This window comes from Rhodoplanes tepidamans (assembly GCF_030813915.1).
Classification (GTDB): Bacteria; Pseudomonadota; Alphaproteobacteria; order Rhizobiales; family Xanthobacteraceae; genus Rhodoplanes; species Rhodoplanes tepidamans.
Genome location: NZ_JAUSUJ010000012.1, coordinates 121,988 through 142,218 on the forward strand (window position 1 = coordinate 121,988; position 20,231 = coordinate 142,218).

Annotated in this window: 23 protein-coding genes; all 23 read right to left on the reverse strand. The window is 68.3% G+C overall.

The window, feature by feature from the left end:
- Nucleotides 1–124: 124 nt before the first annotated feature.
- The 23 genes from J2S22_RS15630 to J2S22_RS15740 all read right to left on the reverse strand — a co-directional run bounded on the left by J2S22_RS15630 (nucleotide 125) and on the right by J2S22_RS15740 (nucleotide 20,225).
- Nucleotides 125–502: a hypothetical protein gene (locus tag J2S22_RS15630; RefSeq protein WP_272775591.1), complete on the reverse strand. Its 378-nt coding sequence runs from the start codon at nucleotides 500–502 to the stop codon at nucleotides 125–127.
- Nucleotides 503–522: 20 nt separating this feature from the next.
- The gene (locus J2S22_RS15635) at nucleotides 523–975 is read right to left on the reverse strand and encodes a hypothetical protein (RefSeq protein ID WP_272775592.1); all 453 of its coding nucleotides are present in this window, start codon (nucleotides 973–975) and stop codon (nucleotides 523–525) included.
- Nucleotides 976–977: 2 nt separating this feature from the next.
- Nucleotides 978–1,436 (reverse strand): hypothetical protein, encoded by a 459-nt coding sequence (locus J2S22_RS15640; protein ID WP_272775593.1) that lies wholly within the window; start codon nucleotides 1,434–1,436, stop codon nucleotides 978–980.
- Between the two features lie 207 nt (nucleotides 1,437–1,643).
- Complete coding sequence (locus J2S22_RS15645; RefSeq protein ID WP_272775594.1) at nucleotides 1,644–2,447, reverse strand: lysozyme; 804 nt, start codon at nucleotides 2,445–2,447, stop codon at nucleotides 1,644–1,646.
- On the reverse strand, nucleotides 2,431–2,622 hold the full coding sequence (locus J2S22_RS15650; RefSeq protein ID WP_272775595.1) for a hypothetical protein: 192 nt from the start codon (nucleotides 2,620–2,622) through the stop codon (nucleotides 2,431–2,433). Before J2S22_RS15650 ends, J2S22_RS15645 begins: the two co-directional genes overlap by 17 nt.
- Before the next feature lie 53 nt (nucleotides 2,623–2,675).
- Nucleotides 2,676–3,719 (reverse strand): phage late control D family protein, encoded by a 1,044-nt coding sequence (locus tag J2S22_RS15655; protein WP_272775596.1) that lies wholly within the window; start codon nucleotides 3,717–3,719, stop codon nucleotides 2,676–2,678.
- Between the two features lie 3 nt (nucleotides 3,720–3,722).
- Nucleotides 3,723–3,956: a tail protein X gene (locus tag J2S22_RS15660; RefSeq protein ID WP_272775597.1), complete on the reverse strand. Its 234-nt coding sequence runs from the start codon at nucleotides 3,954–3,956 to the stop codon at nucleotides 3,723–3,725.
- A 4-nt stretch (nucleotides 3,957–3,960) separates the two neighbouring features.
- Nucleotides 3,961–4,383 (reverse strand): phage tail protein, encoded by a 423-nt coding sequence (locus tag J2S22_RS15665; protein WP_272775598.1) that lies wholly within the window; start codon nucleotides 4,381–4,383, stop codon nucleotides 3,961–3,963.
- On the reverse strand, nucleotides 4,383–6,602 hold the full coding sequence (locus J2S22_RS15670; protein WP_272775599.1) for a hypothetical protein: 2,220 nt from the start codon (nucleotides 6,600–6,602) through the stop codon (nucleotides 4,383–4,385). The genes J2S22_RS15665 and J2S22_RS15670 overlap by 1 nt, the downstream gene beginning before the upstream one ends.
- 97 nt (nucleotides 6,603–6,699) lie before the next feature.
- Complete coding sequence (locus J2S22_RS15675) at nucleotides 6,700–7,077, reverse strand: phage tail assembly protein (RefSeq protein WP_272775600.1); 378 nt, start codon at nucleotides 7,075–7,077, stop codon at nucleotides 6,700–6,702.
- A 15-nt stretch (nucleotides 7,078–7,092) separates the two neighbouring features.
- On the reverse strand, nucleotides 7,093–7,629 hold the full coding sequence (locus J2S22_RS15680; protein WP_272775601.1) for a phage major tail tube protein: 537 nt from the start codon (nucleotides 7,627–7,629) through the stop codon (nucleotides 7,093–7,095).
- 120 nt (nucleotides 7,630–7,749) lie between these two features.
- Nucleotides 7,750–9,024 carry a phage tail sheath protein gene (locus J2S22_RS15685; protein WP_272775602.1) on the reverse strand — a complete coding sequence of 425 codons (1,275 nt, stop codon included), beginning with the start codon at nucleotides 9,022–9,024 and terminating at the stop codon, nucleotides 7,750–7,752.
- A 200-nt stretch (nucleotides 9,025–9,224) separates the two neighbouring features.
- Nucleotides 9,225–10,127, reverse strand: a complete 903-nt coding sequence (locus J2S22_RS15690; RefSeq protein WP_272775603.1) for a Bug family tripartite tricarboxylate transporter substrate binding protein — start codon at nucleotides 10,125–10,127, stop codon at nucleotides 9,225–9,227.
- Entirely contained in the window at nucleotides 10,127–11,224 is a 1,098-nt protein-coding gene (locus J2S22_RS15695) for a hypothetical protein (protein WP_272775604.1), read from the reverse strand. Before J2S22_RS15695 ends, J2S22_RS15690 begins: the two co-directional genes overlap by 1 nt.
- Entirely contained in the window at nucleotides 11,221–12,507 is a 1,287-nt protein-coding gene (locus J2S22_RS15700) for a radical SAM/SPASM domain-containing protein (protein ID WP_272775605.1), read from the reverse strand. Before J2S22_RS15700 ends, J2S22_RS15695 begins: the two co-directional genes overlap by 4 nt.
- A gap of 10 nt (nucleotides 12,508–12,517) precedes the next feature.
- Complete coding sequence (locus J2S22_RS15705; RefSeq protein WP_272775606.1) at nucleotides 12,518–12,736, reverse strand: hypothetical protein; 219 nt, start codon at nucleotides 12,734–12,736, stop codon at nucleotides 12,518–12,520.
- A gap of 8 nt (nucleotides 12,737–12,744) precedes the next feature.
- Complete coding sequence (locus J2S22_RS15710) at nucleotides 12,745–13,011, reverse strand: hypothetical protein (protein WP_272775607.1); 267 nt, start codon at nucleotides 13,009–13,011, stop codon at nucleotides 12,745–12,747.
- A 9-nt stretch (nucleotides 13,012–13,020) separates the two neighbouring features.
- Entirely contained in the window at nucleotides 13,021–13,299 is a 279-nt protein-coding gene (locus J2S22_RS15715; protein ID WP_272775608.1) for a hypothetical protein, read from the reverse strand.
- Between the two features lie 4 nt (nucleotides 13,300–13,303).
- On the reverse strand, nucleotides 13,304–14,302 hold the full coding sequence (locus J2S22_RS15720; RefSeq protein ID WP_272775609.1) for a hypothetical protein: 999 nt from the start codon (nucleotides 14,300–14,302) through the stop codon (nucleotides 13,304–13,306).
- Nucleotides 14,302–16,527: a tail fiber domain-containing protein gene (locus J2S22_RS15725; protein WP_272775610.1), complete on the reverse strand. Its 2,226-nt coding sequence runs from the start codon at nucleotides 16,525–16,527 to the stop codon at nucleotides 14,302–14,304. The genes J2S22_RS15720 and J2S22_RS15725 overlap by 1 nt, the downstream gene beginning before the upstream one ends.
- Nucleotides 16,528–16,540: 13 nt before the next feature.
- Nucleotides 16,541–16,747 (reverse strand): hypothetical protein, encoded by a 207-nt coding sequence (locus J2S22_RS15730; RefSeq protein ID WP_272775611.1) that lies wholly within the window; start codon nucleotides 16,745–16,747, stop codon nucleotides 16,541–16,543.
- A 16-nt stretch (nucleotides 16,748–16,763) separates the two neighbouring features.
- A complete protein-coding gene (locus J2S22_RS15735; protein ID WP_272775612.1) occupies nucleotides 16,764–19,013 on the reverse strand; it encodes a hypothetical protein in 2,250 nt (749 codons plus the stop codon).
- Nucleotides 19,014–19,019: 6 nt separating this feature from the next.
- Nucleotides 19,020–20,225 carry a phage tail protein I gene (locus J2S22_RS15740; protein ID WP_272775613.1) on the reverse strand — a complete coding sequence of 402 codons (1,206 nt, stop codon included), beginning with the start codon at nucleotides 20,223–20,225 and terminating at the stop codon, nucleotides 19,020–19,022.
- Nucleotides 20,226–20,231: the final 6 nt, after the last annotated feature.

The following is a 20,231-nucleotide window of genomic DNA, read 5'->3' on the forward strand; positions in this document are numbered from 1 at the left end:
CTTGAAGTCGCATGAACGACCAACGAAACCAACGCCGTCTGTATTTCTAAACGCGATAGACGTTTCGGCTGTTGTTGAGCACCGAAAGCCCGCCCTGGGGCGGGCCTTTTTGCCTGTTGGACCCTCAGACCAAGGTGTCGGATGGCATGTGCGGCCGCGGCGGCGGCTGAATGCCGTGCTTCGCCAGCTCGGCAGACAGGACCGCGACGTGGGCCTGGAGCCCGGCGATCTCTTCATTTTGCTGCTCGACCGTCCCCCGCAGGGCGACGATCTCCAGCCGCAGGTTCTTGACCTCCTCCGTCTGCTCGGCCAGCGCGTCGGCGTAGTGCTTGATGATGCCGGCGACCGCCGTTGAGATGATGGACTGCACGTCCGGCGCTTTCTCAGCCGCCTTCTCGGCGAACTTCCACCGGGCGATTTGGACCGACGCGACAGCGCCAGCGAGACCCCCGATCGCGGTGCAGAGCGCGTTCACCACGACCGGGTCGATCCATTCGGACATTCCCCCAGCCCCCACGACGGTTACTTCTTGAGCCATCGCGACGCCACCGAGCTAACGATGCCGTGTGTGATCTGCCCTCCGAAGATTGCGTAGACGACCTGCCGGCCGAATTCCTCCTGCTCGATCGGAACTCGCTTCACGTACCACTCGCAGGGGAAGGTGTGCGGGCCGCATCCCGGCGAGTTGAGGAACATGTCGAAGATCGACACGAAGAAGACCGAGGCGTGATAGAGCCCGACCGGGAACACGAAGACGATCCAGGCCGCCCACCAGACCGGGTGGTTCATGCCGGCGAGGATGATGTCCTTCGCGACGCCCTGCGACTGGATGAACCCCCGGATCAGCTCGATCGAGACCTCCTTGCCGGAGACGGTGCCGACCCGGAACTTCTCCAGGTCGACATCCTGCCTCTTGGCGAGATACCCGAGCAGGCCGTTGAGCAGGCCCGGGATCGCGGTGAGGAAGCCCCACATGGTCAGCCCCCCTCGGAGGCCTTCACCTCCACCGGCTCACCCACCGGGCCGGTCGTCGCCTTGCGGAGCATCGCGTGGACGTGGCCGAGCACGGCGACCGCGACACTGCCGAGGACGAACATCGCCATCGGCTGAAGGTCCGGCGGGACGCCGGCGGCGCTGAGCAGGCGCGTGCTGAGCGGCGTCCAGTCGAGAGCGCCGAAGGTCGGGGCGAGCTGCTGGAGGATGGCCGCCACCACCTCGTGGACCGTGAGCGCCCACCCGATGACGACCTGGAGCTTGGCTAACGCGAGCGTCCGGAAGCCGGTGAAGGTGACGTTGAGCTTCGCCCAGAAGCCGTCCGCCTCCGCATAGAACGGCGCGAGGTCGGGGATGCGCTTCAGGACCGGGCGCAGGATCATGACGTAGGCGGCGACGAGCACCGCCAAGATGAACAGGGTGAAGAGAACCCACGACAGCATCGCTGCCTCCATACCGTGCAGAAACAAAAACGGGGCCGCCGGCGAGGCGACCCCGTTGCAGGGAGCCAAGTGATCAGTTCCCCTCGATGCCGCCCTTGGCCGGATCGGACGGGACCGGCTGGCCGCACGCGGCGAGGGTGGCGGCTCCGCAGAGCAGAGCGAGGAGAAGGGCGAGAGTGCGCATTCGCGTTCCTTTCATGATGACGGTCACGCCCAATCGGCGCGGACCGAGATGATCTTCCTGATCAGGAGGGCGGCGCCCACGATGACCAGCGCGGCGCCGAGCGCCATGAACGCCGTGCTGTAGGGGAAGCCTCCGGCCGCCGGCGGCGCGGCGGGCTTGTAGGGCTGGACGGTGGTGCTCTTGCTGCCGGCCGCCGCGGAGGTGGTGCCGACGCCGCCCGCGACCGCGCCAGCCTCCTTCGTGGTGCGGCGAGCGATCTCGGTGGCCGGCGGCGCCGGTCGATCCGTGGCGCGGCCGGACGGCTCGGCGAGGTAGTTGATGGTCGCCCGCTTCGTGCCGGCGATCCGGAGCGCCTCGTCGATCTGGCCGCGGTAGAGCGCGCACTCGGCGTCGCGGCGACGGACGAGCCCGCGCAGCACCTGCCCGCCGCCCTTGTTCCACCGGGCGAGCCGGATGCACGTCTCCTCGACGTCGCCCTTCCGCGCGTAGGTCCAGACGGCCGACGTCTCCGGGCCGCCGGTGTTGTAGCTCCACGAGTGCAGGGCATCGAACTGCGCCTGCGTCACCTTCGTGCCGCGGAGCATCTTCTCGACGTGCCGCGCGAACACGGTGGCGTCGGAGGTGAAGGCCTGGTCGCACTGCGCCTGCGACCACACGTCCCCCATGCGCACGGTGTGGCCGTGCTCCGAGGTCGTGCCCCAGCCGATCGTCACGACGCCGGCGGGGCACCGGTAGGCCGTGAAGAAGCCGGGCCGGCCCTTGACGGGCGACAGGCAGCTCTCGAAGGCCTTGACGATCGGCTCGCCGACGTCACGCGACAGGTCCATTGCGTCCTCCATGCGGCTGCGGCCGCGGCAGCGGCGTCCACACGACGCGCCACGCGATCCGCTCGCCTTCCTCGTTGTTCAGGGGGAACCGATCGGCCTCGATGCCCTGCCGTCGAAGCTGGTCCTCCAGCGCGATGGCGTGGGCCTCTTCGATGAGGCCGAACGTCTTGATCATCGGCGGCACACGCACCTCCGGGGTTCTCTGCTCGCGATGGTCGATGGTGGTGGTCAGCCGCCGGCCGAGCCGCGGCTGTCCTTGCCGGCGTCGCCGGACGGCTGCTTCAACGACAGCGAGGTCGTGAAGCCGTTGCTGCGCGACAGCTCGTGGTCGACGGTGTCGATGCGGTAGGAGCCGTCCACGCCCGGGCGGGCGCCGATGACGATGCAGGTGCCCTCCGGCGTGGCCGCGACGTTGCCGTCGATCAGGACAGAGCCCTCGCCCTTCTCGCGCTCACTGTCCGATTTGTCGTTGGTCGCCGCCGCCTTGGCCTCGTCCTTGTCCTTGCGGACGAAGCGAGTGATGGCGCTCGCGACCGCGGACGGGTCGTCGATCTCGACCTTCTCGCGCTTCCACTTCGCCTCTTTGCGGTCGAACCACCGGGCCTCGACCGCCTTGAAGCGCGGCCGCCCGGTGACGGGGGCGATGTCCCAATTGATCAGGTTGTCGCCCCACCGCGCGGTGACGATGGAGAGCGCGGCCCCGCTCATGGAGAGCCCAGCGTTCCGCGCCGCGAACACGGCCGTCTTCCCGAACACCTTGAAGGCGCCGCCCACCTCCCGCGAGAGCCGCGTCCCGAAGTGGTAGAAGCTCTCGGCGTTCATGCCCCACCACTCGCGCTTGATCGCCCCGAGCTTCGGGTCGACCTTCACGGTGATGCCGGCGGCCTTGGCCGCGTCCTCCAGGACCTCCTTCAGCGACTTGTCGTCCCAATGGCGGTCCTGGTGCTCTTTGCCCTTTCCCTTCGTCTCGGCGCTACGCGCCGTGATCGTGATTGTCCGGCCGGCGCCGCGCGCCCCTCTCGACTTCACGTCGTCCACGGTGCCCATGAAGACGAGCGCGGTCCCTGAGTGTTGCCACCCAAGCTCCACGCTCATACTGGCGCCATCGCGAGGGAACCTGATCCGGCCGTTCGTGTCGTCGATCTCGATGGTCGCGGTGTCCGACGACTTCTCCGCGTGGAGCGAGACCTTCAGGCTGATCAGGATGGGGGCGAGCGCGCGGCTGATGTCCGTGCCGTCGACCACGACACGGTAGATCGCCGTTTCGCTCATTCATCAGTCCCAGAGAGCAATGACCTCGCGCGCGGGCACGATCTCGCGCGGGTTGACGATGGGCAGCTCGAACTTCGTGCCGAGCGGAAGGATTGGCCCGAGCCCCGCGAGGCCCGGGTTGATGTCGAGCGTCAGCTCCACGATCCCGGGCAGCGGCCACCTGTACCGTTGCCAGATGACCCCATCGACGGACTGCCCCTCGCTCTTGACCACGATGGTCTCGGTCGCGATTGCCATGCCGTCACCCGATCAGACTGAGGAGCGCGCTCATGTAGCCGCCGGCGCTCGGGGCGTCGGCGCGCTTCAGCGAAAGGTCCACCTCAACGATCTTCCCGATGCCGTTCGGCCCGAGGTAGGTGCTGCGCTCGGAGGCCTTCTCCACGACGAACCAGCCGAGGTTCGCGCCGTCGCCGCGGGCCAACACCCACGGCACGCCGGATATCCGCATGGTGTCGAACGAGGACAGGGAGGAGAGGCCGCCGAACTTCTCCGGGAAGAGCTTCACGGAGAGGCGCATGTTCTCCGGACCGTCGCCGGTGAACTCCAGCGGCGGCCGGCGACCGACCACCGGCTTCTCCACGAAGGAGGCCGACGTCTCGCGAGAGACCTCGGTCACGTTGACCGGGAGCACCTCGAAGGCGACCGGTCCGAGTGCGTAGAGCATCAGGCCCTCGACGAGTAGAAGTCGGTGTAGGTGCCGTCCGTCACCCGCGTGCCGGCGGGCGCCGGCGCGATCTTCGGTGAGACGGTCGGCGAGATGGTCGGCGAGGCCGTGAACGACATCTTCTGGATGAGCCCGTTGATCCGGGTGTTCACCAGCGCCTCCAGCTCGTCGAGCTGGCGCATAAGGCTCTGCTTGTAGGCCTCGCCCGTCTTGGCTCCCGCGGACCCGGCGTCGCCGCTCCGGTCGGGGACCGGCTTGTCGGGCCACGGGTCGGGCGTCGAGTAGGGTGCCGGCCCTTGGCCCCAGCCGATGCTCTGCCGCTGCCGCTCTTCCTCGAAGGCCTCCCGAAGCGTCTCGCGCACCGTCTTGCCGCCGCGCTGCCGACGCAGGCGATCGCCGAGGGTCCCCGTCTCCTTGTGGTAGGTGTCGTAGACCTCGTTGGCGCCACCAGCGGCGCCGAGCACGGCACCCAGCGGCCCGAGAAACCGGGACGCCACCGCGCCGAACCGGGAGGCGCTCGCCGCCGCGGCGCCCGCGGTCTCGGCGGCCGGAGCCCCGGCCCCGCCAGCACCTGGTGCCCCGCCTCGAATGAAGCGCCAAGCCTGCTGAAGGGTCTTCGCGCCCAACCACGTCGCGCCGCCGGCGGCCGCCGCCACGCCGACACCGGTGGCGGTGCCGGCGACAACCGGGTTGTCGGCCGCCGCCTTGGAGATGGCGGCGATGGCGGCCGCGAGCCCGTTGAGCGCGGCCGTGGCCGCGGGGACCAGCGGGTCAGCCGCCGTCGCCACGAGGTTGGTGAGCTGCGAGAGCAGCCCCTGCCAAGCGACGTAGGGGTCCTTGCCCGGCAGGGCCGAGGCCGCCTGCTCCATGCCCGGTGCGTTTCCGTACAGGGCCTTGTTGCGCTCGACCTGCGAGGCCTGGGTGATGAATTTCGTGAAGAGGTTCGCGACGGTCTGGTCCGAGAAGTTGCGCGTCATGAACTTCATCACGTCCTGCTCATCCTCCGGGTTCATCTTCGCCCGGCGCATGGCATCAGGGACGTACTTGCGAGCCCACTCGTAGGGGTTCGACCCGAGCAGCTTCTCGTCGACCACGCGGCCCTTCTTGTCGCGCAGCCCGACGCTCTTCTGGAACGACTTGCTCTCCTTCGTGGCACGGCCGCCGATCATCGCCGCGACCTCAGTGCCGAGCGCGGTGCCGAGCTGTGGGCCGCCCATGTCCTGGAGGAACGTCGGCACGACCGCGCCGAGGAACTCGTTCGACAGGCTCGCGCCGGCCGCCTTCGACCGCCGAGCGAACGAGGCGAAGGCGCCCATGTCGAGGTCGCTGTCGACGCCGAGCGCCTTGACGTAGGCGTTCGTGAGACCGGCGATCGACTTCGGGTCGTCGTTCTTGCCGAGGACGTCCAGGCCCTTCATGAAGGACTGCATCTCGTCCATCGACCGCTCGCGGCCCTTGATGGACTGCAGCACCACCAGCGCCCGGAGGTGGTCCTCCAGGAGCGGCTTCGCGGCTTCGAGGCTGCCGGCGAACGAGCGCATGTTCCGGATGCGCTCTTGGATTTGCGCCTGATCCAGGGACGGAAATTGCGCCGAATACTTGCCGGCGAGCACCTTGCTCTCGGCGATCTCGGCCGGCGTCATGCCGGCGAGGTAGTTGCGGGCGCCCTCCCGGCCGTAGTCGGCCGCGGCCCTGACGCTCGCCCGCCCCACACGGTTCGCCGCATAGGCGGAGCCGCCGACGCCGAGCGCGCCGGCCGCCCACTGCGCGCCGGAGGTGAGCCGGGAGGTGGACCGCCCGGTCCGCTCCGCCTCGCGCTGGACCTTCTTGAGCCCGGCGAGCGTCTTCTTCTCCCACGCATCGAGCGCGGGGAGGAAGTCGTTCGGCCGGACCTTGCCCGCCGACTGCAGGCTGGCGAGCAGGTCCTTCCACGACCGCTTGACCTCGTCGAGCTTCTTCGCGCTGAGAGCGAGCTTGTCGATCTCGGCGCTGAAGCCCTTCGACCAGTCGGCCTGGAAGCCCTTCTGCATCCCCTTCGCCGCTTCGGCCGCCTTCTTGACCGACGCGGTGAGGTTGTCGACGCCCTTGGCGTTGGCGCTGCTCGCCAACGTCTCGGCCGCCTTGCCGACGCCCTGGAGCGCGGACGCCGCCTGCTTCGCCGGGCCGCTGACCTTGTCGATCAGCGAGATGATCAGTTGGGCAGTGGTGGAGCTGCTCATAGGAACGGCGACCTTCGTTCGAGCAGCGCGAGCGCCCGCTCATACCAGCGGACGACCTCGCACCACTCCATCTCCAGGACGGCGGGGATCGGCGTGTTCAGGACGTGGGCGACGACGGCGACATACCCCCGATAGAAGCGGGGTGCGGCTCTTCCGCCTGCCGCAAGGCGCGGGGCAAAAAATCCTGGACCGCCTCGCTCACGGTCGCCTGATCATCCGGGTCCAGGAAGTCCATCACCTCGATCGGGGCGTCGAACATCGGGAGCTTCGGCGTCTCGCCGTCCTTGCTCGCCTGATCGACGAAGTCCTGCAGCTCCTTCGCCGTCATGCGGCGGACCGTGATCTGCTCCCACAGCTTGCCGCGGTACTCGATCGGGTACTCCAGGGTGATGACGCGCGCGCGCGGCTTGCCGCCGACGAAACGCGGGGCGTCATCGGTGCCCGCCGCCGGGGCGGGCTCCGTGTTGGTCGTCATCCGTGCCTCCGTTGATCAGACCGTGCCGGGGATGCGCAGGATCGCGTTCTCGGTGCGGTACGGCTCCTCGCCGTTCACCCGGTGCGTCTGCGTCTTGAAGTCCCAATAGAGGACCTCCTTCCGGTCGAACCAGATTTCGTAGTGGTAGACCTCATTGATCGCGTAGTCGGCGCCGGCGAGGTCGCCGCGCTTGAACTCGTCCTCAGTGATCTTGCCGAGGCGGCCCTCCATGATCGCCTTGTGCTCGATCGCGAGGCCCGAGAGCTTGTCGCGGATCACGCGGTAGGCGGTGAACACGCGGCGCGCCCGGGAGCCGAGGCCGAACTGAGCGAGCAGGTCCGGGTCGAAGCCGACGAGCTTGAAGGTCGGCTCCAGCTTCTTGATGCCGACCTCCACCTCGATCGCGACGCGCGAGCCGCCGGGGTGGTGGTCCTGGAATAGCTCCTCCAGGCTCGGCAGCCGGAGGTTAGAGATGGTGAGGTGCTTCGACTTCGTCGGGTCGTCGTCACCGCAATAGAGGTTCGCGGCCTCCATGACGTAGAGGTTGCTCACGATGCAGCCCTTTCGAGTGAGAGATGGAAGAGGTGGCGCCCCGCGCCCGCGCCCTGCCGGCGAGCAGGGGCGTCCGCGCCGGCGGCACGGTCACCGGCCGCGAGCGCGGGGCATAGGCGGTCAGGACACGGCCTGACCGAGCTGGAGCTGGGTGAGCAGCTCGTCGAGCATGGCGTCGAGCGCCGCCCGGTAGCGGGCGCTCTCGATGACCAGCTTGCGCAGGGGCGCCGGCTCCTCGGCCGCGAAGCGGACCGTGAACTTGCCGGTGCGGAGCTGCTCGGGCGAGTTCTTGTCCTTCGTGAACGTCACCTGATAGCCGAGGATGTGGCCCTCCGCCTTTAGGTCCCGGAGCGCGAACTCCATCGTGTTCATGACGGCCTGGATCGTCTGGCCCGTCAGGTTGAACCGCCCGAGGTAGTAGCGGAGCGTCTTCAGCAGCAGCAGGTGGATGAAGTCGCGGCCGCGCACCTGATTGTAGAACTGCCAGAGGCTGTCCTCCGACAGGGTGTCGGTGCCGACGAAGACGAAGCCGCCCGAGGCGATGGCCGTCTCCATCCCGACCTGACCCCGGAGGATCACGCCGGCGTTCGCCGCGAGCAGCTCCTGACCCTCGGTCGCCCCGTCCGTGAGCGAGAAGTCGATGAAGCGGTTCGGGGCGACGATGCCCTGCACCGGCTGGTTCGCCCACGAGTGGAACGGCTTGCCGTTCTTCTCGTAGTCCCGCCGGACGCCGATGCCGATGATCCGGCCCTCGGCCGGCCGCTCGATCGTGCCGCTCGGCTGCGTCGCGATCTTCACGGTGGAGGCCAGCGGGATCAGCCGGTCGGACTGGAGCGTCTCGCGCCAGTCGATGAAGGCCTGCTTCGAGGTGGCCGGGCCGCCGATGACGGCGACGCCGAGCAGCTTGTTCAGCACGCCGGTGGCCTCGGCGCAGACCGGGTTGGCCTCGTCCGGGGCGCTCTGGTGCGCGGTGTAGCCGGGGAACATGATCAGCCGCGGGATCACGGCGAGCTTCTGCCCGGCCTTCAGCAGGGCGTGCATGCCGGTGCCGGCGGTGCTGTCGCCGACGATGTCCGCCGTCTCCTCGTTGAGCTTCGTCACCGGGTCGGTGGACGTCGAGTGCTCGGTCCGGACGAACACCACCCGCGCGGCGCGCTGGAATTCGGCGAGCTGGTCGTTGATGCCGTCGAGCGCGTCGCGGACTACGCCGTTGCCGATCGCGTTGATCGTCGTCACGTCGTCGCTGTTGAACTCGATCGGATCGTAGAAGCCGATCCCGTCCGCCGCCATCGGCGCCGGCGCGGCGATGCCAACGACCGAGAGGTCGCTGTCGACGGCCGGCCGCGGCTCCGTGTCGTCGCGATTGAAGACAATACCGAAGGTCGGTTCGGTCATAGCGTCCTCCAAAGAAAAAGGGCCGCCCCGCCGGACGGCCCTTCGGTCTGGTCTGTGCTGGTGGTCGGGCGCTCGGTGCCGAGCCCGCCTTCGTGTCATCGGTCGGCGCCCCTCCGTCTCGGCACAGACGGAGCGGCGCGCATCACTTCGGGCCGCGCGACCTCACGGTGCGCGGTCCGGTCCTTTGGTTCTGCAGAGCGTCAGTCGAGGTAGGACCTGATCCGGTCCCGCTCCGCGGAGATGAACTCCCGCGTCGCCGGGACCGTCCGGTGGTCCGGGTAGATCGCCTGCTTCGCGAGCGTCTCGACCACCGCCGGGTCGGCGATGATCTCGCCGAGCAGGGCGTTGAGCTTGGCGAACGCGCCCGGGTCCACACGGCTGGACGTGAAGACCCCGATCCAGTTCTGGCTCGTCGCTGGGATGCCCAGCTCGGCGAAGGTCGGGACGTCCGGGATCAGCGGGCACCGCTGCGTGTCCGCCACCGCGATGCCGACGAGGTCGCCGTTGAGGATCGCCGGCACGGAGCCGCCGCCGAGCCCGAGCATCGCCGCATCGATGTGGCCGCCGATCACCGCCCCAATTACTTGCGGGGCGCCGTTGAACGGCACGAATGTCGCCGGCACGCCCTTCAGGACGTGGCCGCCGAACAGGGTGGCCGCTGACCGCGCCGTGGCGCCGCCGTAGGTCACGGGCCGCCCGAGGCTCTTCAGGGCGTCCAGCCCCTTGATCCCCGAGGCCCCGCCGACCACCAGCACGTCCGGAGACCTGGTCACCGTGGCGATCGGCTGGAGCCGCCGGAGTTCCTCGGCGGAGATCGTCCCGCTCAGCTCGTTCACGATGAACGCCGAGGTGTTGAGGAGGAGCGTCGTGCCGTCCGGCGGCGCGTCGGCGACCTGCCGCCCGGCGATGATGCCGCCGGCGCCCGGGCGGTTCTCGACGAGCACCGCGGTGCCGTGGCGCTCGCCGATCTTCTGCGCCAGCACCCGTGCGACCGTGTCGATCATGCTGCCCGGCGAGTGGGCGACCACAAGGGTCAGCCGATCGGCGGCGCCCGCCGGCAGGGCCATCACGAGCACCAGCGCGGCGGCCAGAATGGACCGCATCACCTGATCTCTCCGTCGTCCATGAGGTAGCGATAGAACATCGGGTTGGCGGCCGGGACGTGGCCCGGCTGGATCGGCATGGAGCCGACCTTCCCCTTCGCGAAATACGCCTCGTCGCCCGTGAACTCGAAGATGAACCGCTTCAGCGGGTGCTTGTAGCAGGGGCGCCCACGCTCATCCTTCATCTTGGGCTCGGCGTTGGTGAGAGCCCACCGTTGGAAGTCCGGGGTGTCGCAGAACCGGATGTAGCCGTCCGGCTTCCGCGGCAGGTTCATGACGAAGCGGTGTTTGTGCTTCACCCAATGGCAGGTGAACATCTGATACCACGCCAGATCGGGGAAGCCGGCCAGCGGCCGCGGGCAGCCGTCGATCAGGGGCGCGATGAAGTCCAGGACCCGCCCGGGGACCCGGAGCCGATAGTCCGCCTGCTCGTCGGTCTCCCGCGCGATGTCGATCTTCGCGTTGTGCGGGCCGAAGAGGCAGTTGAACAGCTCGCCCGTCACCCACACGTCGCCCGGCCCGGGCGTCGGGCGCGGGTCGACACGTCGGCGGCCGCGCGGGTCCGGGTACTCCCTCAAGCCGATGGTCGGGGCTTGGCTCTCGGTCGGCCGGATCAGCCGGAAAGGCAGCCGGCCGCCATAGATCACCTTGCTGAAGAACCACTGGTACTCGGCGATCCCGTCCGTCGTCAGATAAATTTCGACCTGATCAGGCCGGGCGCCGGCCCGGAGCAGCGACACGATCATCGCCGTGCTATCCACGCCGCCGCTCCAGAACACCTTCAGCGGGCGGCCCATCGCCACCAGCTCGGTTGCGCGCTCCATCATGATCTCCGCCAACGTCTTCGACGTCGCGTCGCGCGGCATCGGGCTGTCGTTGGTCATCCGGAGGAAGAACGGCAGCGCCCCCGAGCGGTCGCCCATGTGCGTCCACCCGAACACCTCGTAGAAGGCCCGCAGCTCGTCGAGCAGGTGGGCGTCCACGATCGTGAACTCGTCCCGGACCTCGCCGGCGATGTATTGGGGGAGCAGCTCGGGATTGTAGAAGACCGGCCGCGGGTCGCCCGCGACCGGAACCATCCGCGCCTCGCCGATCATTCGCCGGCCTCCGGGAGCGTCGGGCGGACGATGTCCCCCTTGATCTCCCTCAGCACCATACCGGTCATCCGCATCAGCGTGCCGGCCAGGATGCCCATGTTGTAATGATACTCGTTCTGACAGGTGTAGAACCAGTTGGCCTCGCTCGTGTACATGCACGAGCCGCGGCAGAGCTGGAGCACCGGGCAGGACGAACACTCGTCGCGGAAAGACCAGTGCCAGGCGGTGTTCAGGCGGACGTCTTCCATCCGCGAGACGTGGCCGATCCGATGCTTCCCCTTGGCCCCCGTGTTCTGACAGGTCATCACGTTCCCGCGCAGGTCCACGGCGAGCTGATCAGGGAGGTCCATCCCGCACTTCTGGCCGAGCGACGCGGCCGGGCGCCGCTCAGCGATCGACCTGATCCACATCATCGAGCCGCCGTTCAGGGTCCCGAAGCGTTCGCCGAGCCCGTAGGCCATCGCCATCGCGATGTTGTTCACCAGCTCCCGGTACTCCTGGTCGGTGAACGGCCGCGCGTGGCCTTCGCCCTGCTCGTTCTCGATCGTGAGCGCGACCCCCTCCAGGCCAATCGGCGTCCCCGGGCCGAAGCGGCTGTCGAAGAAGTCGGCGATCGCGAAGAGGTCGCGGTTCTCGGAGTGCAGGACCGTGTTGAAGGAGAAGCGGCCCGGCCGCAGCTCCATCAGCCGGCGGATCATCTCGAACTTCTCGGGATCGTCCAGCGGGTCCGGGCCACGCACATGCTGCCCCGGCCCGTCGTGCGAGATCGCCACCTGCACGTCGTACCGGACGACGTGGTCGATGAAGTCCTGGTGGATCAGCGACCCGTTCGTGACGATCAGGAAGTCCACGCCCGGGAACTTCTCGGCCAGCCGGGGGAGCAGGTACTTGATCTTCCGCCAGTAGACGAGAGGCTCGCCGCCCCAGAACTCGATCCGCTTCGGCGCGCCTTCGAGCCAGAGATCGAGGTTCCGGAAGAACCGCTCGGCGTCCTCGATGTTCGTGTCCTCGGCGTCGCCGATGTTGGCCGCCTGCAGGCAGTAGGAGCAGGCGTAGTTGCATTTGAGCCCGAGCTGGATGCGGAGCCGCTTCGGGTTCCGCACCTTCCGACCGGGCGTCTCAGGGGAGACGCGCTCGACCGGCTTGTGCTCCAACTGTTGGAAGCTCTCGGGCGTCAGAACCTCCTCCCCCTTCTCGTTGGTCAGGCGGGAGGTGTGGTTGTCGTAGAACAGCGACTGGCGCTGCCCGTCCCGGTCCTCCAGGACGAACTCGTAGACCGGCATGAGGGGTTCTCTATTGGCAGTTGCAGTCGCAGTTGCACTGCGAGGTGAAGAGGCCACCGAGGAAGGTGACGACCGATCCGCTCTGCGTTCGTTGGAACGCCATGAAGTTCCCGCACATGCGGCTGTAGTCGACCGTCACGTCGGTGAGGTAGGGGGCGACGTTCTTGATCTTCGACCAGTCGATGGACGCGCCAGCGATCACGGTCGTTCCGCCCTGCTTTAGAGCCATGCGTCACCTCACCCGCAGTTGCAGTCGGAGGAGCACTGGCAATTGCAGTCGCACGCGCAGTCGCATGCCCCGCCCATCTGGGTGAAGGTGAGCCACGCGATCTTGTTGGCGTCGACCGACACCGAGACGCTCAGCGTCCCGCCCCACTGATTGACGCAGTTGTTCACCGCGGCGATCCGGGCGTCCCGGATGTAGGCCGGAACGTTCTTGACGCGGCTCCAGTCGATCAGCCCGTCGTTGGAGATCACCGTGGTCGCCTTGGATTTGTACGACATGGCGCCTCCTCAGCAGGTGCAGTTCCAGCAGAGGCAGTTCCAGCACAGGTTGGCCGGGCTCTCTCTCCACTGGCTCAGGTTCAGGACCTTGGTGGTCCCGCTCCACGAAGAGCTGGACGAGGCCCGCGGATAGTTGCAGTTCGCCGAGCCGTCGATGCCAGACGAGAAGCAATTTCCGATCGTCCCGATCGCGATGCCGCCGAGCATGGATGGCCGGTTGGCGAGCGAGTTCCAATCGACCATGCCATTGTCGTCGATCACGACCGTGCTCGACAGTTTGTAGGCCATCCGATCACTCCACGGGGATCAGGAGGGAGTTGACGGTCGTGTAGTGCCGCGTCCCGATCTTCACCTTGATGCTCTCGCCGGCGCGGACGCCGAGCGCGCAGAGGCGGAACTCGCCGGCGCCGCCGCCGTCGATGCTGATCCGGCGGTGCGGCAGGTAGCCGGACGTCGCCTCGGCCACGAGCGAGAGCGGCGGGCCGCTCCAGTTCGTGCCGTCCGCCCACTTCACCTGGACCGGGATCGTGATCGTGCCGTCCGGAGCGAGCACCAGGCCCTCCGGCGTTTCGACGCGGACGTAGCTCGCCACGTCGAACGGCTTGTCCACCGTCCGATCGAGGAGCTTCACCTCGTCGAAGCGACGGTTGGTAATCGGCTCCAGCCCGTCGAGGCTGGCCTCGAAATAGATCGAGCAATCGTCCAGGCGGGCGTCCTTGTGCGGAACGAACACGCTCAGGAAGACGGCGGTCGCCGAGGCGGCCCGGTTCCGGACCGGCCAGTAGGTGCGCGTCGGCTCAGTGGTCGGGTGCCGGCTGCGCCACGGGAACAACTCGCCCTTCATGCCCACCGGGAACTCGATGAAGCTGAACGTGTCGATCTCGTCGCCGCCGAGGAACTCGGAGCGGAGCGCGAGCGTCAGCTTGCCCCGGTAGATGTAGCAGGGACCGCCCTCCACGAAGCGGAAGCGCGTGCGCTCCAGCTCCAGTTGGAGGGCCGGGTAGACGTCCACGATGCCGGCGAGCCTCCAGTCGAAGCTCGGCGGCGTCGTGAACCTCGGCAGCCACTCGGCGGCGACCGCGGGCTCGTACATCTTGACGATGTTCCACGAGGTCTCCGGGTAGATGTCGGTGTAGGTGAGGCCCTCCGGCAGCGCCGAGTTCTCCATCCAGAAGGAGGCGTAGGTGATCGTGTCCTTCATGGTGTCGAGGGTGACGACGGAGTGGAACGTCGGCAGGACCGCGTTGTGCTTCAGCAGCCGGAAGCCCCGATACGGGTTGTTCACGACCATCACACCCTCGCTTCGAGACGCGCCAGCCGAGTGGTCAGCTCTTCGACCTTGCGCATCAGTTCTTGGTTGAGCGCGATCAGGGGCGGCACCAGCGCCGCATAGTTGACGGTGAGCACCTGACCGAGTTCCTCGTCCGGCATGGCCCCCGCCGCCTCCGGCATCACCTCCAGCACCTCTTGGGCGATCAGCCCGTAATGGCGCCGCTCGTCGCCGCCGCGGCGCCAGCGGAAGGTGACAGGCCGCAGCCGGGCGACGATCGTCGCCGCCATCGAAGGCAGGACGGTCTCGACCTCCCGCTTCAGCCGCCCGTCCGAGGTGGAGTTGAAGTCCACCGCGGTCACCACACCGGGGAACGTCGCGTCGTTGCCCGAAGTCGTGAAGAAGGCGGCCTGGAAAGCCGATGCCGCGGCCGTGGCGGCCGAGCCGAGCCCGAGCCCAAGCCGGGCGGACGCGGCGTCGGCGTCGCTCAGACGGGCGAGGCCGAAGGTCGTCGGCGTGGTGTTGCGGACCTTGTCGGCGTCCAGGCCGGAGCCGCTGCCGTCGACCGTGAGCAGCTTGGCGAGGATGTCCGCCGGCGTGTAGCTGCCGGCCGCCAGCTTGGCATCGAGCGCCGCCTGGAGATTGGCGACGTCCGCGATGGCGTGGACGTGCGCCGCCGCCGCGGCGCCGAGCGTGCCCCGGGCGCCGGCGGCGTCCAGGTCATCGAGCACCGTGAGCATGAACGGCGAGACGGCGGAGGCCGCCAGCTTCGTGCCGATCAGGGCCGTCACGGTGGCAGAGAAGTTGGCGTCGCCACCAAGCGCGGCCGCCAGCTCCTGGAGGGTGTCCAGGGCCGCCGGCGCCGTGTTCACGACGGCGGCGATGCGCTCGTCGATCATCGACTTCGCGACGGCGACGCTGGGCACCTTCGTGGCGCTGGTGCCCGCGGTACCCTCCGCCGTCGTGGCGAGCTGCACGACGCCGGCGACCGTGGGGGAGGCCGCAGCCGGCGACGGGGCGAGCGCGAGGATGGCTTCCTTCGTGCGCCGCGGCGTCATCGCCGAGGTGCTGTCCGTGCCGGCCTGCGCCTGCGCGGTGGTCGCCTCCGGGACGGTGATGGTGCGGGCGGCCGTGAGGTCGCCGCCGCCGGTCGCCAGCCCGCCGCCGGTCACGGTGATCGTCTTGTCGGCCTTCGCCGCGACGGCCGTGGTCCGGGCGGCGACCTCGGTTGCGACCTGACCCTTCAGCGTGATCAGAGCGTCCTCGACCGAGGCGCCCGCGAGCGCGGATTGCTGCGCCGCCGTCCGGCTGATCAGGTCGCCACGATAGTCGCCGGCCTGCGCCTCGACGGAGCCCGTGCGCCCGAAGACGCTGCCGACCTCCGAGCCTAGCGGGACGGCGTTGATCGTCCACTGAGCCCCATTCCAGGTCTTCCACTGGAGGACCCCGGGGTTCGTGTCGAAATACTGGTCGCCGACCTGGAGCGGCTGGCCGCCGGGCCGGAGCGATGGCGCCACGGCGAGCGGGCCGAGCACCGCCGCATTCCAGGCGGCGATGCCCGTCTTGACGTCGTCGCGCGCGAGCCCGGCGAAGTCCGCGGCGGCCTGCGCCTGCCCGTTGGCGACGACGGCGCTGTCGCGCATCGCCGCCGCCGTGTCCTTGTCGGCCTCGGCGCCGAGACGGAAGGTCTCGCACTGCGCGCGATAGCCGTTGATGACCTCCTTCATCGCGTCGATCGCAGCGCGATCGTCCGCGGTGTCGCTCGCGGCGGCCGGGTAGATGGCCCAGCCGGTGGCGGAGCCGGAGCCCGCCGCCTTCTCGACCATCACCTCCAGGACGCCGCTCGCGCGGTCGTAGGTCCGGACGGTCCCGAGCAAGCACTTCGAGGTGTCGCCCTCCACGAAGGCGGCCACGTAGCCCGCCGGCGCGTAGGCGTCCCGCTCTTCGGCGCGCACGGTGAACCGGTGGAGCCCCGTCTCCAGGAGCAGCTCGGTGTCGCTGTGCGCGAGGAAGATGGCGCCGAGGTCCGCCAGCCGCCTGATCTCGTTGTAGGCGGGCCGGAGAACCTCGTCGATGCGCGCGAGGCCGACCTCGGTCAGCGTCGCGAGCGCCTTGGTCCAGTCCTTCTCCACGTCCTCCAGAGCGGTGACCCGGAGGTCGATGTCGCGGAACCGGAAGTCCAGGTAATCCGGATCGCCGATGTCGTCCCCCAGGACGACCCGGTAGGCGGCAGCTCGGCTCGGCATTTCAGTTGATCCGTCAGTCGGTGATCTCGATCACGGTGTCGGGCTTGATGAACTCGGCCACCGCGGCCGCGACGGAGCCCGTCACGGTGTAGGGGTTGTGGACCGGGCGGAACCGCAGGGTTCCGCACGGCGACGTGCAGGGGCGCGTGAAGTCGACCTGATAGGTCCGCGCAGCGTCGAACGAGGCGGCCGTGACGGCCGCCAGCTTCTTTCGAGCCATGTCTCTCTCCGGGATTTTAGAAGTCGACGCGCACGCGCTCGGCGACGTGGAACGTGTCGAGGGCGGTGGTCGTCGTGCCGTCCGAGATTATCCGGTAGGAGGACACGTCGGTCGGGAGGTTGAAGAGGTAGGTCCTCTCCACGACGCCGTTGCCGTTGTTGATGTCCGTCCCGAGGTTCTTCTCTTCGACGCTCGCCGGGCTCATGAGCCCGCCGGGGGTGTCGAGCTTGCAGGCGTAGGTGTGCCGAGCGGGATTCCACGCCTCCAGCCGCACGATGACGTGGACCTTGTTCGTCGGCGACGCCAGGAGCTGCGCCTTCGAGGGGTGGTGGAACGTGGTGCGCGGCCGCGAGACCTTCACCTGCGAGCCGGATTGCTGCAGCCCGGCGTGAACGTCGGTGGTGCCGACGAACACCGCGCGCAGCGGGAGCAGCGGCGGCAGGCCGATCAGCAGGTTCGGCGTGACCGCGTTGAGCGCCTTCCACTGGCCGCCGATCTGGACCTCGAACGAGATGTTCGCGATCTCGGTGACCACCATCGGGGCGAGGATGTCGACGGCCGCGATCCCGCCGTTCAGCATCAGCGGGGTGAGCTGCACCTCCACGCGGGGAGCGCGGAAGGCGGCGAAGTCCACGGCGAACATCATGTCCCGGGTGAGGTCTCCCGAATAGAAGACCCCATCGGTGGTGTAGAAGAAGGTGCCGTGGGTGTACTTGTTGCCCGACGCCATGCCGATCCAGTGATCGGCGTTCGTGATCACCCGGATGGCGTAGAGGGTGCCGGCCTTCAGGAAGGTCGGCGCGATCTCGAAGCCATTCCAGCCGATGCGGAGCTGCTCGTAGGGGATCGTCTGATAGCAGACGACCTTCTTCGGGTCCGGCGTACCGGAGGCGGTGGTCTCGCTGATCGCCAGCGTCACGTTGCCGGAGCCGGCCAGCCGCGTGAACCACAGCCAGACCCGCGTCATCCAGCCGTCCTGCGAGTTGAGGAAGGTCTGGGCGACGGAGGCGCCGGTGATGCTGTGCGGGACCGTCTGCGCGGTCCAATACGGCACGTCGAAGTCGTCCTGCCAATACTGGCGCACGCGGACCATCGTATGGTTCACGGAGCCGTCGCCGATGACCTCGTAGGTCTCGCCGTCCTTGTAGAGCGTGTGGCTGACCGGGTCGTAGTAGCCGCTCTGGAACCAGAACGCATTGGTGCAGACGGTGAACTCGGCGCCGTAGCGGCGCCGGTGGTAGCTCATCGTGAGCTGCACCATCTCGACGGTCTGGTAACCGTACTGCGACAGCGAGGCCTCGGCCACGTAGTCGCCCACGGTCAGCCGGCGCGCGTGATCGTAGGCCGGCAGGACCAACCCCGACGAGCTGATCCGGATGTTCGGATCGAGCGGGTTGAAGACGGCGATCTGCGAGAGGTTCTCCGCCTCGGGCGCGAAGCGGATGCCCTCCTGCACCTTGGCGAGCCAGGTCAGGTCGCCGGTGTCGGTGTCGTCGGTGTCGAGGAAGCGGTCCGCACCGTACTCGGCATAGTCCGGCGGCAGGCCCACCACCTCCTTCACGCGCGCGAGGTCGGCCGCGATCCGGGTCACGTCGTGCTGGTCGGAGGTCTCCGCCAGCCGGCGCTTGATCTCGGCGATCTCCGACACGATCGTCGCGATGCGCGGGTCGACCGTCTCCTTCCACGTCTGGAGCGCCTTGATCAGCGCGTCCATGTCCTTGAGGTTCGGGAGGCGGTTCCCCGACGCCGGCTCGATCGCGATGATGCCGGTGCTGGACAGCGTCACGTAGGCAACCGGCAGCACGTTGGCATCGAGGTTCGTCGGCGGCTGCGGGTCCGGCGCTTCGATGCCGGCGATCGCCTGCATCTGCACCTGCCGGGCGTTGTGCATCGCCACGACCTGCGGCTCGGTCTCGTTGGTCTCGACGTCCACGACGAAGTCGCGCGGCTCCGTGTCGATGTCGGCCGAGATGCCCCACACCACGATCGCGACCTTCTTCTTCGTCACGAGCGGCAGCATGGGCGCGAGCTGGACCGTGGTCGCGGTGTCGCGGAAGAACATGGCGCCGGTGGTGTAGAAGCGGCCGGCCGCCACACTGACGTCCGAAGAGGTCTGCTGAGTGACCTCGAAGCCCGCGAAGCCCTTGCCGCCGGTCACCGCGTCGCGGATCAGGTCGTCGAACGACGCCCGGGCGTAGAGCTGCAGGTTCGTGAGGTCGGGCGCCTGGACCTCCTGACGGTCCCGGAAGTTCACAATCTGCCGCATTGTTCGTCAGCTCCTAGTCCAGCGGCCGAGCTTGTAAGAGCCGCCAATTCGAATGACCGAACCGATCCGGAATGGCCGGTACGTCTTGCTGTTCACCTGGAGTTTGTCGGAGAGCCGCTTTGCCGATCGCACGGCCGTGAACGTGTCACGCCACCGCTCTCGGTCCGCGGCGATGAGGTGGCCGGTCATGAACCGGCCGAAGGCCTTCGACGACCGCCGGCCAGGGATGGACACCTTCAGCTCCGCCGTGTGTGGCGGCATGCCGAGGCGACCGACACCGGCGAAGGCGAGCGCCTTCCGCGCCGGCGGGACACGGTCGTTGTCCCACATCGCGATCCTCGAATAGATGCGGAGCGACGCCCCGCTCGGAACGAGGAACTTCTTGTTCAGCGGCCGGCCGGGAAAGATCGACGCCGGAGCGCGGCCGTGCTCGAAGATCAGGTCGGGGATCACCGACTTCACTTCGAGACCGGGCCTGACGGGGAAGCGGATGCCGTGCGCCGGCTGCCCGACGAACGTGAACGTGATCACCCGCTCCGCGGCGGTGGACGGCGTCGCGAACCTCTGCCGCCGAGGGACCCCGAGGAAGAAGCCAGACGTCGCCTTGTCGCGGATGCGGACCCGGTCAGCCTGATTGCCGAGCCCGTCCACATCCACGGGCCGGTGCTCGCCGTCGATGATCAGCTCGGCCCGGCGCTCCAGCCGGAACCGGGCGTCGGACGGCGCGACCCAATGCCCCTCGAAGAACGCCTTGAACGTCTTCGATCCGGCGAACATCAGGTGCTTGCGCTTGCCGCGCTGCTTCAGGTCCCACACCCTGATCTGCGGGAGGGACTGGAGCCACGCCTCGCGCTCCGTCTTGGTCCAGGCCGGCGAGAGGAAGAACTTCGACGGCGGCTTGGTGACCTTCAGCAGGGCGCTGCCGACGTAGAAGCAGTAGCGCGAGATTGCCCGCTCGGTGCCCTTCAGCGAGTGGTCGGTGAACCAGGAAGCGGTCACGACCCGCTTCAGCGTCTCCGGCCAGCCCGATTTCCAGAGGTCCGCGCTGTACTCCCATGCGTCGAAGGTGAGGAAGCCCAGCGGCGCGGTGTACGGCCCCTTGACCGTCTCGATCGGCGTGGGGATCACCTGGACCCGTTGCCCGGCCGACGAGATGACCTGCTCCAGGCTGCTCGCGTTCACCGGGAGAAGGTGCAGCTCATACGGGATCATGTGGCA

Excerpts from the sequence above, each read along its gene's own strand:
- J2S22_RS15710 (WP_272775607.1), bottom strand. The coding sequence starts at position 13,011 with ATGTCGTACAAATCCAAGGCGACCACGGTGATCTCCAACGACGGGCTG.
- J2S22_RS15655 (WP_272775596.1), bottom strand. The coding sequence starts at position 3,719 with ATGAGCGAAACGGCGATCTACCGTGTCGTGGTCGACGGCACGGACATC.
- J2S22_RS15700 (WP_272775605.1), bottom strand. The coding sequence starts at position 12,507 with ATGCCGGTCTACGAGTTCGTCCTGGAGGACCGGGACGGGCAGCGCCAG.
- J2S22_RS15740 (WP_272775613.1), bottom strand. The coding sequence starts at position 20,225 with ATGATCCCGTATGAGCTGCACCTTCTCCCGGTGAACGCGAGCAGCCTG.
- J2S22_RS15635 (WP_272775592.1), bottom strand. The coding sequence starts at position 975 with ATGTGGGGCTTCCTCACCGCGATCCCGGGCCTGCTCAACGGCCTGCTC.
- J2S22_RS15715 (WP_272775608.1), bottom strand. The coding sequence starts at position 13,299 with ATGGCCTACAAACTGTCGAGCACGGTCGTGATCGACGACAATGGCATG.
- J2S22_RS15660 (WP_272775597.1), bottom strand. The coding sequence starts at position 3,956 with ATGGCAATCGCGACCGAGACCATCGTGGTCAAGAGCGAGGGGCAGTCC.
- J2S22_RS15695 (WP_272775604.1), bottom strand. The coding sequence starts at position 11,224 with ATGATCGGCGAGGCGCGGATGGTTCCGGTCGCGGGCGACCCGCGGCCG.
- J2S22_RS15645 (WP_272775594.1), bottom strand. The coding sequence starts at position 2,447 with ATGGACCTGTCGCGTGACGTCGGCGAGCCGATCGTCAAGGCCTTCGAG.
- J2S22_RS15705 (WP_272775606.1), bottom strand. The coding sequence starts at position 12,736 with ATGGCTCTAAAGCAGGGCGGAACGACCGTGATCGCTGGCGCGTCCATC.
- J2S22_RS15730 (WP_272775611.1), bottom strand. The coding sequence starts at position 16,747 with ATGGCTCGAAAGAAGCTGGCGGCCGTCACGGCCGCCTCGTTCGACGCT.
- J2S22_RS15675 (WP_272775600.1), bottom strand. The coding sequence starts at position 7,077 with ATGACGACCAACACGGAGCCCGCCCCGGCGGCGGGCACCGATGACGCC.
- J2S22_RS15690 (WP_272775603.1), bottom strand. The coding sequence starts at position 10,127 with ATGCGGTCCATTCTGGCCGCCGCGCTGGTGCTCGTGATGGCCCTGCCG.
- J2S22_RS15665 (WP_272775598.1), bottom strand. The coding sequence starts at position 4,383 with ATGCTCTACGCACTCGGACCGGTCGCCTTCGAGGTGCTCCCGGTCAAC.
- J2S22_RS15650 (WP_272775595.1), bottom strand. The coding sequence starts at position 2,622 with ATGATCAAGACGTTCGGCCTCATCGAAGAGGCCCACGCCATCGCGCTG.
- J2S22_RS15670 (WP_272775599.1), bottom strand. The coding sequence starts at position 6,602 with ATGAGCAGCTCCACCACTGCCCAACTGATCATCTCGCTGATCGACAAG.
- J2S22_RS15640 (WP_272775593.1), bottom strand. The coding sequence starts at position 1,436 with ATGCTGTCGTGGGTTCTCTTCACCCTGTTCATCTTGGCGGTGCTCGTC.
- J2S22_RS15685 (WP_272775602.1), bottom strand. The coding sequence starts at position 9,024 with ATGACCGAACCGACCTTCGGTATTGTCTTCAATCGCGACGACACGGAG.
- J2S22_RS15630 (WP_272775591.1), bottom strand. The coding sequence starts at position 502 with ATGTCCGAATGGATCGACCCGGTCGTGGTGAACGCGCTCTGCACCGCG.
- J2S22_RS15725 (WP_272775610.1), bottom strand. The coding sequence starts at position 16,527 with ATGCCGAGCCGAGCTGCCGCCTACCGGGTCGTCCTGGGGGACGACATC.
- J2S22_RS15735 (WP_272775612.1), bottom strand. The coding sequence starts at position 19,013 with ATGCGGCAGATTGTGAACTTCCGGGACCGTCAGGAGGTCCAGGCGCCC.
- J2S22_RS15720 (WP_272775609.1), bottom strand. The coding sequence starts at position 14,302 with ATGGTCGTGAACAACCCGTATCGGGGCTTCCGGCTGCTGAAGCACAAC.